This window comes from Bacteroidia bacterium, assembly GCA_041391665.1.
GTDB lineage: Bacteria > Bacteroidota > Bacteroidia > J057 > J057 > JAGQVA01.
Genome location: JAWKNO010000002.1, coordinates 2,267,939 through 2,284,027, shown reverse-complemented (window position 1 = coordinate 2,284,027; position 16,089 = coordinate 2,267,939). Strand labels below are relative to the sequence as shown.

The 16,089-nt window shown below is 47.8% G+C and carries 2 protein-coding genes; one reads left to right on the top strand and one right to left on the bottom strand.

Features of this window, described 5'->3' with window-relative positions:
* Positions 1-52: 52 nt before the first annotated feature.
* Positions 53-1,138, bottom strand: a complete 1,086-nt coding sequence (locus tag R3D00_20715) for a mannose-1-phosphate guanylyltransferase (protein ID MEZ4775621.1) — start codon at positions 1,136-1,138, stop codon at positions 53-55.
* A 380-nt stretch (positions 1,139-1,518) separates the two neighbouring features.
* On the opposite strand from R3D00_20715, the gene R3D00_20710 reads away from it, so the two are divergent.
* Positions 1,519-15,618, top strand: a complete 14,100-nt coding sequence (locus tag R3D00_20710) for a PKD domain-containing protein (protein ID MEZ4775620.1) — start codon at positions 1,519-1,521, stop codon at positions 15,616-15,618.
* Positions 15,619-16,089 lie beyond the last annotated feature (471 nt).

Sequence of the window (16,089 nt, the reverse complement as noted above, 5' to 3'; positions counted from 1 at the left end):
GTTATGGATTTTTTAAGAAAATCTACAATGTGTATCAAAATTCCAAGAAGGGTTATACAAATTTATCCCCTTCTTTGGTTTTTACATCGCTGACGATCTGTTTGATAAATTGTTCGTCATCCTTTTTACAGATGAGCAAAGCGTCATCGGTATCGACGATAATAAACCCATCCAGGCCTTTCAGTATGACCAGCTTTTCTTTATTGGTGGTTTTGATCACGTTGTTATAAGATTCGTAGGCAATCGCATTGGCCGACACAGCGTTTTCGTGATAGTCTTTTTCCATATTGTCATGGACGGAGCCCCAGGTACCCAGATCGCTCCAGCCAAAGTCGGCGGGGATAACAAATACATTGGGTGCTTTTTCCATGATACCGTAGTCTATCGAAATATTCTTGCACGTACCATATGCATTGCTGATGGCCGGTTTTTCCTCCTCTGTATAATAGGCATCTTCAATTCCTTTGAAAAGTTCTGCCATTTCGGGCAGATGGGTGGAAAAAGCATGCAGTATGGTACTGGCCGAGAAGAGGAAAATACCGCCATTCCATACGAAGTCGCCACTTTTCAGGAAAGTTTTGGCGAGTTCCAGCAGGGGTTTTTCTGTAAAGGTTTTCACCTTAAAGTACCCACGCTTTTCATCATCTTCGAGAAACTGTATATACCCATAACCCGTGTCGGGGCGGGTAGGGGTAATGCCGAGAGTCATAATGATCGGGTTTTGGGTGCAGGCATCAAGACCCAGGAGAATTTTTTCCCTGAAAATATCTTCCTTGGCTATGAGGTGGTCAGAGGGCGCAACGACAAAAACCGCGTTCGGATTGATTTTGTTGATTTTGTAACAGGCATAAGCAATACAGGGTGCCGTATTGCGGCCAATAGGTTCGAGCAAGACCTGGTCATCCGTGATATCGGGGAGCTGGGTTTTGACCAGGTCGTAGTAACGGTCATTGGTAACTACATAAATATTCTCCGCAGGGACGAAAGCCGCAAAACGGTCAAATGTCTCCTGGATCAGCGTTTTTCCTCTGCCGAGGATATCGTGAAACTGTTTGGGAAACTTTGTCCGGCTCATAGGCCAGAAACGGGAGCCGATTCCCCCTGCCATGATGATTATGTAGTGATTGTGATTATACATGAAGAGTTATCTATAAAATAAAATCTGAAAGTACATAAATGCCTGTCCTTTTATTTCCTCTCCAATGTGAATGGGTGAATTTGACTGCTCAATCGCAGCAATGGGGGGGAAATCTGCCTTCAGGCATGAGTCTCAAATATAGATGATTTTGGGGATTGAAAAACAGACAATTTCAATATTTCGGAGTCAGAACGAATCTGCATCAAACACTCTCAATTATTACACCCTTACTTTTTCGCAAACCGACAAGGACGGTCTATAGCTTACATGCCACGCATTGAATAAAACTATAATCGTTAATTTTATGTGTTACAAAGTTTTAGAATCCGTATTAATCCTGTTAAACCACAATCGCTATTCAATACTTTTACCAAACTGCTATGGTACAATCACCCGGCAAAACGCAAAGGAATACGACCATCGTATGTGTGTGGGCTATTACAATTCTGTTGCAGATAATTCCCCGTCTGGGGTATGCACAGGTAAATGCAAACTTTACAGCGAATACCCGATCGGGTTGTAGTCCGCTTACCGTAAGCTTCACAGATTTATCTTCAGGAAATATTCATACCTGGCTTTGGGACTTTGGCAATGGCAATACCTCCACATTTGACAATGTGATCGCCATTTACACAAATCCGGGAACTTATTCGGTATCGCTGACCGTGCGCGATACCATCAATGGGTTTGTCAGTATCAAGACCGAGACGGCTTATATTACGGTTTATGAAGACCCTGTCGCCGATTTCACGGCTGATTTACTCAGTGGCTGCGCCCCTCTTACGGTAGCCTTCTCGGACAATTCGACTTCAAATGACGGAAATATAACATCATGGACCTGGGATTTTGGAGACGGAAATCTTGGAACTGGTGCGAATCCCGGACATACTTATAATACTGGAGGGACATATTCTGTAACGCTGGTCGTCGTGGATGACAATGGTTGCCGCGATACCCGTATTGCCAATGATCTGATCGCTGTAACGGAAGTAGCCGCAGTCAATTTTACTGCTAACCGGCAAACGGCCTGTAGCGCCCCGCTGACTGTGCGGTTTACTTCTTCTGTGACGCCTTCAGGCAGTTATACTTATTTGTGGGACTTTGGTGATGGCACAACTTCTTCCGCGGCAAACCCCAATCATACCTATTCTGTCAATGGCGATTATACCGTATCGTTGACGGTCTCCGATGCAACGGGTTGTCAGACGGTGCAAACGAAAGATGATTTTATCATCATCAACCAGCCAAACTCTGATTTTGTGGTCCTCAATCCCGCTTCCTGTACAGGCATTCCTATTCAGTTTGCCAATAACTCCACGGGGGCAGATTCTTATCTCTGGACTTTTGGCGACGGCACGACTTCCACCGCCACCAATCCCACACATACTTATTCAATTCCTGGTACATATACGGTTTCTCTCACAGCCACAAATTCTGCGGGTTGTAGTGATTTTTCTGTCCAGACCAATGTGATTACCATTAACCCGGCACCTGCTGTGACCTTTTCTGCGACCAACAATATCGGTTGTAACAACCCACTTGTCGTACCTTTTCAAAGCAATACAGTGGGGAATATTGTATCATGGAACTGGAACTTCGGCAACGGCAATACTTCCAATTCTCCCAATCCGACAACTACCTATACTAATCCGGGTATATACACCGTGTCGCTTACCGTTACCAGCAATTTTGGTTGCCAGGCTACCGAAACAATCCCGGCATATGTGCAGCTTCGTGAGCCCACGGCACAATTTACCATGAGCCGTACCGAGGGTTGTATTCCCCTCACTGTTGATTTTATCGACCTGAGTACTTCGCCCGCAGACCCGATTGTCTCCTGGGTATGGAATTTTGGGGATGGAAATGTTGTGACTGGTCAGAATCCGAGCCATACCTACACAAATCCCGGTCAGTATACGGTGACGCTTACCGTTACGACGCAAAGTGGCTGCCAGGATATACAAATCTTCCAGTTTATCGAAGCCGGAACGCCTCCGATAGCCAATTTTGATGCAAATCCACTCCTAGTCTGCGTTGGGGCGGATGTGAATTTTACGGATCTCTCTCAAGGTACGGTAACAGCATGGTATTGGAATTTTGGGGATGGAAATGGATCCAATGTACCTAATCCGATTCATCAGTATCAGGATACGGGTTTATTCGACGTAGTACTTATTGTCGAATATTACGGCTGTTTTGATACATTGATCCGCAATGATCTGATTCGTGTGGTCGGCCCTATTGCAGATTTTACCATGTCACCCAATACCGGGTGCAATCCGCCCACGACGATTTACTTTTTTGACCAGTCTATCAATGCATCCAGTTGGTTTTGGACTTTTGGCGATGGTACAACTTCCAGCCAGCAAAATCCCACCCATGTATATACGACAACAGGTACATATACAATTACACTTGTAGTGGACGATGATATGTCGGGGTGTACAGACAATTTCCAGGATCAGATTACGATTACTGAACCCCAGGCTGCCTTTACCGCCAATCCACTATTTGGTTGTTCGCCTCATGTAGTAAACTTTACGAACAGCTCATCAGGCGCAACCAATTATTTCTGGAGTTTTGGTGACGGGGCAACCTCCACTGCCGCCAACCCTTCGCATACCTATACGCTCAATGGCGTGTATGATGTCAGGCTGATCGCTTCCGATGGCGTTTGTGCAGATACACTGATTCGGCAGAATTATATAGATGTCACCGGGCCTGACCCGGACTTTACTACGAATAACACTACCGGTTGTGCGCCGCTTCCGGTAAGTTTTACCAGTACCTCCACGCCAGCATCCGGAACGACAATTACAAATTATCTGTGGAATTTTGGCGATGGTGGCACTTCGACATTGCAGAATCCGGTTTATTCGTATGCTACCCCGGGTCTATATACTGTATCACTTACCGTATTGGATTCCGACGGATGTCTGGCAACGATATCCCGTCCGAATATTATTAATCCCACCTTTCCCACAGCCGATTTTACCTCGGCAGACACCATTGCTTGTCCGGGTGCATTTGTCCGGTTTACCAATCTCAGTTCAGGCAGTGGCCTTTCTTATTTGTGGGATTTTGGAGATGGTACGACTAGTACCGCAGTAAACCCCGTTCATTTGTTTCCGGCAAATTCGAGCTACACGGTAACTTTGACAGCGACAGATATCAACGGATGTGCGGATATAACGGGTAAAATCAATTTTGTCACCGTTGGCCAGCCTACAGCGGCATTTTTTGCGGACAATACGAGCGCTACCTGCCCGCCGCTTACCGTTCATTTTACGGATCAGTCAAGTGCAAATATTGTCACCTGGTTTTGGGATTTTGGAGATGGCAGCACTTCCATTCTGCCCAACCCCTCAAAGATTTATGCCACCGCAGGAAACTACGACGTTACACTGATTGTAACGACTTCCCAGGGTTGTAAAGATACACTGGAAAGAGCAGGTCTTATCAATATTTCGGGGCCGACAGGTGCTTTTACTTTTAGTCCTACGACTGGTTGTAAACCACTTGCTGTAAATTTCAGCGCAACTGCTCCCAATCCTTTGTGGACATATGAATGGGACTTTGGGGATGGTACCGGCAGTGTAGGCGCTTCGACTTCTCATACCTATGTCGTGGATACTACGGCAAGTCCCGTTATGATCATCGAAGATGAAAATGGATGTCGCGTACCCGTAACCAATAGCGACAGTATCAATATTCTCCCGTTGCCGCAGCCAAGCTTTGTTGCGGATATTACCCAGGTATGCCTTGGTCAAACCGTTTCATTTGCCAATACCTCTATATCCAAACGGGCGATTACCAGCTTTTTCTGGGATTTTGGAGACGGAACCAGTTCGACAGCGATCAATCCGTTCCACACCTATAGTGATACCGGAACCTACCAGGTATTACTACATCTGACAACGGTAGATGGTTGTTCCAATTTTTCGCCAACCCCTGTTTCAATTCGGGTAACACAACCCCCTACAGCTTTTTTCAGGGCTACGCCCAATGAAGGCTGTGAGCCTTATGCAGTTGCTTTTGCAGATAGTTCCTATGGCGTATATCCTTTGGTAAGCTGGACATGGAATTTTGGAGATGGAAGCGGAATTATGGGGGGACAGACGATTATTCCCCATATCTATACTACAGCGGGCGTTTATAATGCCAACCTGACCGTTACCGACAGCAAAGGTTGTATAGGCACTACCAGCAGATCGGTAAGGGTAAATCCGTTGCCTCCGGTCAATTTCAGTGCATTCCGCTATGGATGTGCGCCGATTACGGTGGCTTTTTCTGACCTTACTGTAGGTACCTCTCCTTCTGTCGCATGGTTGTGGAATTTTGGCGACGGGACAACGTCGACGTTAAAAAATCCGACACATATCTACCCGGTAGATGGCAATTATAGTGTCAGTCTGACTGTAACCGACAGTAAGGGCTGTTCCTTCACCCTTACCAAACCTGACTATATCAAACTGGAGCATCCTGTTGCGGCGTTTACTTCGAATGCAGGGATAAATTGCCCGCCTCAGACAGTGCGTTTCAGAGACCGCTCGGTTTCAGATACAACCATTACCTGGTTTTGGGACTTTGGGGATGGCACAACCTCCACGCAGCGAAATCCGACACATACCTATTATGCATCCGATACATTTGATGTGATGCTGATTGTAACCAATATTTTTGGTTGTTCAGATACGATTATCGCGCCCCATCATGTGATCAATTACCCACGACCCACCGCCAGCTTTACGGTTTCTGATACCGCAAACTGTGCCCCTCTGAATGTGGTCGTAACCAGTACCAGCATACCTAGTGGTGCTCCGCTTTCCGGTTATCAGTGGGACTTTGGGCTGGGTAGCGGGTCGGGCACGCCTACGGCCAGCTATCTTTACACTACGCCTGGCAATTATTCCATTCGCCTGATTATTTCTGATGTAAATGGATGTAAAGACACGGCCTCACATCCGGTGTATATAAATCCCAATCCAACTGCAGATTTTATTGCAGGTGATACCGTGGGGTGTTCTATTACAAGTATTGGGTTTACTGATCTTTCTTCAGGGACGAATGCACCCGTCTGGTGGTACTGGACTTTTGGCGACGGCAATGTCAGCACAGCCCAGAACCCGGTAAATACCTATTTTAACGATGGCACTTATACTGTCAGCCTGACGGTCATGGATGTCAATGGCTGCCGGGATTCCGTTACCAAAACAGACTATATATTTCTTGACCACCCAACGGCCAACTTTACTGCCAATGACAACCAGATTTGTCCGGGCGAAACCATCAATTTTACAGATGTTTCGACTGGTATGTCAAATTTTGCCACATGGAAATGGAACTTTGGCGATGGCGGGACATCGACCCTTCAGAATCCGTCTCACACCTATACGACGCCGGGTTTTTATAATGTAACATTGATTGTCTCCGACCTGCTCGGTTGTAGTGATACAATCGTAAAACCACTGTTTATCCGCGTATTTTCGCCTCCGGTGTCTGATTTTACTGCTTCACCTCCTCAGGGCTGTACGCCATTGACCGTGCTGCTTTCAGATGCTTCAATTACTGGTTCTGGCTCGATCGTAAACTGGAACTGGAATTTTGGCGATGGCGTAGGGTCTGCCGTCATTCCCAATCCGACTTATGTGTACAACAATCCCGGAGGTTATATCGTCAGACTTACTGTTACCGACGCCAATGGTTGTAGCAGTCAGTCCACGGAGATTGTCGAAGCGCTCGAATCTCCAGTTGTGGATTTTATCGCGAATCAGACCGTAGGATGTTCGCCTACACCGATATTTTTCTCCGACCTAACGACAACGGCTGCCATAAAGATTTCGTGGTTATGGGATTTTGGCGATGGTACGACTTCATCACTGGCTACGCCTACCCATACATACACCAGCGATGGGGATTATTCTGTAAAATTAGTCGTAACTGATCAGAACGGTTGTAAGGATTCGCTGACGAAGGTCAACTATATTCGCCTTTCTCATCCGGTGGCAGGTTATACTTTTGATCAGAACCGGGTGTGTCCCAATATTCCTGTGGGGGTGACTTTTACCGATGCTTCGGTACCTGATACGACAATTGTTACCTGGTTCTGGCAATTTGGAGACGGCGGTACTTCCAACCTGCAGAATCCCTCTCATTCTTACAGCAGCCCGGGTATCTACACGACGACGCTGACAGTTACGAATGTTTTGGGCTGTCAAAGTACATTTTCACAGGCCAACCAGATTGAGGTGTTGACTCCACCAGTCACACAGTTTACGATGTCGGACTCGGCAGATTGTAATCCATTTACCATCAGCTTTACGGATATTTCTGTACCTGGCGATGCAAATATAGTGGCATGGAGCTGGGATTTTGGAAATGGTGCAACTTCACTGGCGCCCAATCCTTCCTATACCTGGACAACTCCCGGTGTTTATAATGTGACATTGACTACTACGGATAACAATGGCTGCCAGACAACTTCCAGCAAGTCTGTCCGTTCGTGGGAAATTCCTGTCGCAGATTTTCGCAGTGCAGATACACTGGGTTGTGCCCCACAGACTGTACGGTTTATCAATCAGACTTCCAGCCCTTACAATATTGTCTATACGAAATGGTTTTTTGGAGATGGCGACAGTGTCGAATACATCACAAATCCTGTGCATACTTATGCCAGCGATGGCATTTACAGTGTCACTTTGATTACGGAAGACATTCACGGTTGTCGTGATACGCTCGTTCGGCCCAATTATATCCGCCTTTCCCATCCGACTGCACAGTTTAACTGGGATCAGAATACCGTTTGTCCGGGCATTCCGATCGGCGTTACTTTCACGGATCTTTCGATTGCCGACACGACGATTACCAGCTGGTTCTGGACATTCGGAGACGGCGGTACTTCCAATCAGCAGAATCCCAGCCATTCATACAGCCTGCCCGGAACATACTCGGTCACGCTGATCGTGAGGAATATTCTCGGCTGTGCTGATACAACCACGGTTGTGAATACAATCACTGTACTGAATCCGCCAGTGGCGCAATTTACGGTTTCTGATTCTGCCGACTGTCTGCCTTTCCCGGTAACATTTACCGACGGCTCTGTGGCAGGTGCGGCGCCCATTGTGTCGTGGAACTGGGACTTTGGAAATGGAGCCACTTCGCTGATTTCCAATCCGACCTATACCTACACGACGGCGGGAAGTTTTAATTCCAGCCTGACTGTCACTGACGCGAATGGTTGCCAGAGTATAAAAACAAAACGAATCGATGTTTTTGGCATTCCTCAGGCGGCTTTTACTGCCAATGATACCCTCGGTTGCGCACCGCTGCCGGTTGCATTTACCGACCTTTCCTCAGGCCCCAGCCCGATCAATCAGTGGTTGTGGACATTTGGAGATGGGAATACCGCCGTAGTGAAAAACCCCTTGCATACCTATAATGGAAATGGAAACTACACCGTTTCGCTGAAGGTTACGGATACGAAGGGTTGTACCAACACAGTCACCAAACCCAACTACGTAAAACTGACCAATCCGGTGGCAAATTTCACCTGGAACAGAGCTTTTATTTGCCCCGGTACGATTGTTGACTTTCGGGATGTTTCGCTAGCGGATCATCCGCTCACTACCTGGTTGTGGGACTTTGGCGATGGTACCACTGCCAGCACCCAACATCCCTCGCATATGTACACCACTGCGGGCATGTACACCGTAACGCTGACCGTTACCAACGCGCTGAACTGTTCTGATACAGAAGTCAAAACCGCCATTATTCAGGTGATCCAGCGGGCAACAGCACAATTTACTCCTTCCGTAGATCAGGGTTGCGAACCTTTACAGGTAGTCTTTACCAATACAACGGTTGCGGGCAGTACGCCAGTCGTCAGCTGGTTGTGGAATTATGCCGATGGGACAACATCTGCGCTGATGCAGAGTCCGCATACTTTTACGCCGGCAGGCGTGTACCCGGTCAGCCTGACGGCAGTAGATGCCAATGGTTGTCGCGATACATTTGTCAGGGATATCACGGTTTTTCTCAGACCTACCGCCAATTTTGTAGCGAGCGACAGCACCGATTGTGCGCCGACAGATATTACCTTCTTTGATCATACGAGCAGCAACTATGTCCTGACCAACTGGTTGTGGAATTTTGGCGATGGCAATACTTCCACTTCACCTGTTCCGGTCAATTCCTATGCAAATGACGGGGTATATCCTGTCTCACTCATTGTTACAGATGTCAACGGTTGTAAGGATACATTGGTCAAACCCAACTATATCCATCTTTCACACCCGGTGGCGAATTTTTCTGTAGACCAGAATAAGGTTTGCCCGGGAACCACATTGCAGTTTACTGACATTTCAGTGCCGGATACGACGCTTATGACCTGGCTGTGGGACTTTGGTGACGGTACGACTTCCAGTACCCAGAACCCCGGTCATGTATATAGTATTCCGGGATTTTATACGGTAACATTGACCATTACCAATGTCAATAACTGTAGTGATACCCGTGTCCGGACCAATATGATTGAGGTATTCACACCGCCCACACCTTCATTTGCCGCTTCGGATACTTCTGATTGTTTCCCGATGGAGGTAACGTTTAATGATCTTTCGGTCGGCAATTCTGCAGCGCTTGTCGGTTGGTTGTGGGATTTTGGAAATGGCAGCACATCTACCATCCGAAACCCGCATACTTCCTATCCAAATCCGGGTTCATACAATGTTACGCTTACAACTACAGACAACAACGGATGTACCGCAAGTCATTCGCTGGTTATCAATTCCCTGTACAGACCTACAGCCAACTTTATCAGTACTGACAGTGTCGGTTGTGCAGGCAGTGTAGCGTTTGCAGATCTTTCTACCGGAAATCAGCCCATTGTGGCGTGGTTGTGGAGCTTTGGAGATGGTACGACCAGTACGTTGAAAAATCCGGCGCATAGTTATCCTGGCACCGGCATATATACGGTAAGTCTGATTGTATGGGATATGGCGGGTTGTTCAGATACACTGGTAAAACCCGACTATATCAACCTGACCCGTCCGGTGGCAGCGTTTACACAGGATATAGATGTGACTTGTCCGGGGGGAATAGTTACCTTCCGCGATATATCCACGCCTGATTATCCGCTGATCGGCTGGTTCTGGAACTTTGGCGACGGAGGGACCTCGACGCAACAAAATCCGGTGCATATGTTCAACCAGCCCGGATTGTATACGGTCAGCCTGGTAATCACCAATTCTATGGGTTGTCAGGACACCGCATTTGGTCAGGTGGAAGTATTACAGCCACCTGTAGCGTCGTTTATTCCTTCGACGATAGATGATTGTACACCGGTAACGGTTTCATTTACCGACAACTCGCAGCCTACCAATTCTCCGATTATCATTTGGGAATGGAATTTTGGCGACGGAAGTCTTTCTTCAGCGCAGAGCCCGATCCATACCTATACAAATGCCGGTCAGTACACCGTAACTTTGCGTGTGACAGATGGCAACGGTTGTATCAGTGATACCAGTATGATGATCAATGCCCGTCAATTGCCTATACCTGATTTTGTGGCAAATAAACGTGTGGGCTGTGCGCCAGAGAGTATTCAGTTTACGAGCATTTCCACCAGCGCATTTCCGATTATCAGTTGGTGGTGGAACTTCGGTGACGGCAATACCGCTACGGGTCCGAATCCTTCGCATACCTATGCCAGCGACGGTCTTTATACCGTTCAGTTGGTTGTGCTGGATGCCAATGGTTGTTCTGATACCCTGACGCGCCCCAACTATATCCGCCTTACCCATCCTCAGGCAAACTTCACCTTCTCTCCAGGTACAGGTTGTCCGGGGCTGGTAGTGAATTTTACGGATGTATCCATTGCAGATACGACCTTGAACCAGTGGCTGTGGAATTTTGGCGATGGCACAACTTCCACATTACCCAATCCCCAGCATGTGTACAATAGTCCGGGTACATATTCGGTAAGCCTTACGGTTACCAATGTGCTCAACTGTACAGATACCGAGGTGAAAACCAATATTATCGTAGTTCGCACGCCGCCGCTGGCAGGTTTTATGCCCGCAGACACTGCGGCTTGTATGCCTTTTTCGCTACAGTTTTTTAATACTTCGGTTCCTTCGGGTGCAGCCATCACAAATTATAACTGGGACTTTGCCAACGGTAATACATCCACAACGCCCAATCCTTCGCAAAACTTTTCGATGTCGGGCAATTATGATGTAAGGTTGATTATTCGTGATGCCAATGGCTGCCGGGATACAGCTATCCATACCGTTACCGTACATCCGCTGCCGGTGCCCGATTTCAGTGCTACCGACAGTATGGGTTGTGCGCCGTTTACGGTGGTATTTACGGACCAGACGATTGGGAATGCACCATCGGTGAGTTGGTTGTGGGACTTTGGAGATGGCAGCACTTCGAGCCAGCCATTTCCGACACATACTTATACCAGCGATGGAAACTATACCGTATCTCTGACCATTGTGGATGCTAATGGCTGTAGCGGAACAACCACACGGCCTATGATCAGACTGGACCACCCTGTGGCAGATTTTACCGAAGACAAACATGTGATATGCCCGGCATCTCAGGTAAACTTCACCAATACTTCCCTGGAGGATACAACGATTGCCACCTACCATTGGAGCTTTGGCGACGGACAGACCAGCAGCCTGCCCAACCCTTCCCATGTGTATGCCAGCAGTGGGACTTATACAGTCAGCCTGACGATAACCAATATTTTCGGTTGTTCGGATACCCGTACCAAAGTGGACACGATCATTGTCAGAAATGGCCCCAATACGCTTTTTGTACCTGATGGTATCCAGGGTTGTACACCGTTTAATGCCAGCTTTACCGATTTTTCAACAGGTAATGGTTCACCTATAGTCAACTGGAACTGGAACTTTGGGGACGGTGGCATTTCTTCTGCACAAAATCCTAATCATACCTACCTGGCGCCGGGGACTTACAATGTTACACTGACAACCACCGACAACAATGGTTGTACCAGCAGTTTCAGCCGACCGGTTATTTCGCTTACCCTGCCCACCGCCAACTTCATGACTGTGGATACGATTGATTGTTCGCCGGTAACGATTATGTTTAATGATCTTTCGGGCGGTAACTATCCGCTGGTAGGATGGCTATGGAACTTTGGTGACGGGGGAACTTCGACCTTACAATTCCCCACCCACACTTACAATCATGATGGAAACTACGATGTAAGTCTGGTCGCAGTGGATGTAAACGGATGCCGCGATACATTGGTGAAACCCAACTATATCCATCTTTCCAACCCGCAACCTGCTTTTACCTATACTCCTGCGGTGGGTTGTCCGGGAATGATGGTCTCCTTTACTGATCAGTCCATTGCCGATACAACGCTGGTAAGCTGGTTGTGGACCTTTGGTGATGGAACGACATCGATCGTGAAAAATCCGACCCATGTCTATCACACACCCGGCCAGTACACTGTAACCCTGACCGTAACCAATGTGCTGGGTTGTACCAAAACGCACGTGATAAGTAATGCCATTACGGTTTCGACTCCTCCTGTTGCAGGATTTAGTCTGCCTGACTCCATCGGTTGTACACCTTTCAGCCTGAATATCAATGACCAGACACAAACAGTTTCTGCGCCGATTGTAAGCTGGCTGTGGGATTTTGGAAATGGTGATACCTCACATCAACAGGAACCGCTGTACACCTATATGGTTCCCGGGACTTATGTTGTTACGATGTTTGTACAGGATGCCAACGGCTGTACCGATGTGGTTTCCCGGACGGTGGTTTCTACAGATCAACCAGTAGCCGACTTCAACACCCGCGATACATTGGGCTGTGCACCGCATACTGCCGATTTCCGCAATTTCTCAACAGGTGCGTACCCGGTTACAGGCTGGTTGTGGGACTTTGGCGATGGGTCCGGATCTACTGACAGAAACCCAATCCACACCTATATGCAGGACGGCGTATATACCGTGCGACTGATCGTATTTGATGAAAATGGCTGTACAGATACGCTTACCCGCCTGAATTATATCCGCCTTTCTCATCCCGATGCAAACTATACGGCTGACATTGTGAATGGATGTGTGAATTCAACCGTACACTTTACCAGCACATCGCTCGCTGATACGACGTTGACCGGCTGGGTCTGGAATTTTGGCGACGGTACAGGATCCGTGCAGCAGAATCCTACCCATACCTATACACAAAACGGAGACTATACGGTCACGCTTATCGTTACCAATATTCTCGGTTGTAAGGACACAATTGTGCGGGATAATTTTATCGAAATATATGAGTCTCCGAATGCCGTGATTTCTGCCTCCGACACCACCAGTTGCGGGCCATTTACGGTCAATTTCGAGGACTGGAGTTCTAGTCCCTACGGCATCAATCAATGGCAGTGGATGATCAATAATACACCTGTTGCCATTTCCCAGAATATGTCCTACTTCTTCCAATCCGTAGGCAGTTATCGGGTTACACTGGTGGTTACTGATCAAAACGGTTGTGTGGACTCGACACATCAGATGGTGTATTTGCGTCCATTGCCATTGGCAGACTTTACCGCTTCCGATACGATCGGCTGTTCTGAGAAAACCATTACCTTCCGCGACCTGACGTGGCATATTCCTTCCGTATGGCAGTGGGATTTTGGGGACGGACAGCAGTCAAATCAGCAGAACCCTGTGCATACCTATACGCAGGATGGAATCTATACCATCAACCTGTATGTGGAAGATGCCTTTGGTTGTGCCGATGAAATTACAAAAATCAACCATGTGGTACTGGATCATCCAGACGCAGATTTTACTGTAGATTATGAATCGGGTTGTCCGCCTATAGCAGCCACTTTCCATGCTACGGGAAGCGGGTTGCGGGGAATAGCAACCTGGCGCTGGAACTTTGGTGATGGCAGTGCGGCCACTTCACTGAAAGACTCCGTCGTGCATGCCTATACACAGGCTGGCACCTATCTGGTTACACTGACAGCAATAGATTCGCTGGGCTGCGAGGTTGTGATTTCGAAACCCAACCTGATCAATGTATTGGGAGATATTGTTCCTTCTCCGATACGGATTCACGCAGTCTCTGTCGTAAGTGATGAGCAGGTAGAGGTAAAATTTGCCCCTCATGATGACGATGACTTCAAGTCCTATACCGTATATAGGGAGGATCCGGCTCTGGGTTATATTCCGGTATATACCACGGATTATATCAATGATACTATTTTCATCGACAAGGGGTTGCAGACTACGCAAAACAGCTACTGTTACAAAGTGGCCGTTACCAACTATTGTGGCTCTGAATCGAGCCTGAGCCTGACAAATAGCCATTGTACGATAGATGTTCTGGCCACGCCAATTCCAGGAGAAATTGTGATCTCATGGAATATGTATAAAGGATGGCCATCGGTAGAACAATATGAGATTTACCGGGTCAACTCCTACAATAAGCTGGACATTACATTCCTCGGCATCGTACCGGGCACAGTCAACCGTTTCTCTGACCCTGTGGAAACTTGCTTTAGCGATTATGCTTACCGCATCAAAGCCACGGGTGAACTTCCGGTGCAGGAGTCATGGAGTGATACGACCATGGCTGTCAACTGGAGTGGAGTAGTGGGGCGTTCGCCGGAAGTGCTGCGAGCAACCGTCGAAAACAACCGCGACGTGTTGGTCGAGTGGAAAGAAATCGATCTCCCGGGTGCGGTGATTATCCATCTGCAAAAAGCCGAACGGGGAGGCGCGTTCCAGACCATTGCGGCACTTTCACCCGATGATGAGAAGTTTCTCGATCAAAATGTGGAGGTAGCGTTTGAGTCCTACGCTTATCGAATCTCCGCCCAGGACAGCTGCGGCAACAACACCCCGATCAGCAATATCGGCAAAACCGTAGTGGTAGCAGCGGAGAAAAACTCTCAGGGCGCAGGTTCGAACAAACTATCGTGGAATTCCTATAAAGAATGGCGGCAGGGGGTAGCCAATTACCGGATTGAGGTGTATAATGATTCTGCCGGTAAATGGGATCTTGTCGCAATTGTTGACGGGACAGATACGACTTACACTGACGACAATACCACCCTTCCACAGGGATTGTATTGCTATCGGATCTGGGCTATTGAAAAAGGTGGCAACCAGGTGATGAGCCTTTCGAATGAAGTGTGTCTGGATGTAGAATTTATTCTCTACGCGCCCAATGCCTTTACCCCCAATGGTGACCAGGTCAATGATATTTTTGTTCTCAAAGGCTCGCGGATCGAAACGTACAATCTGCAAATCTTCAGCCGCTGGGGAATGAAGGTATTTGAAACCAACAATATTGAGGACGGCTGGGATGGCAGATATAACGGTAAAGATGTGGGAGAAGGCGTGTATGTATTCATTGCTCGGGGCATCGCATATAATGGCCGGCCATATCTGGTCAAAGGATCGATCACGTTGTTGAGGTAGATAAATAATCTCCGATCAACATCGCGATGGTTCACGCGAAGGACGCAAAGGAAGCGCAAAGTAACACAAAGGGGATTGTAGTCTCTGTGTTACTCTGCGTGGTACTCTGCGGTACTTTGCGTCAAAAAGCGGGGAACAGATCTCCGATCAACATCGCGATGGTTCACGCAGAGTACGCAAAGGAATCGCAAAGTAACGCAAAGGGGATTGTAGTCTCTGTGTTACTCTGCGTGGTACTCTGCGGTCCTCTGCGTCTAAAAGCGGGGAACAGATCTCCGATCAACATCGCGATGGTTCACGCCGAGGACGCAGAGGGATCGCAAAGTAACACAAAGGGGATGATTGTAACCTCTGTGTTACTCTGCGTGGTACTCTGCGGTCCTCTGCGTCTAAAAGCAGGGAACAGATCTCCGATCAACATCGCGATGGTTCACGCGAAGGACGCAAAGGAAGTGCAAAGTAACACAAAGG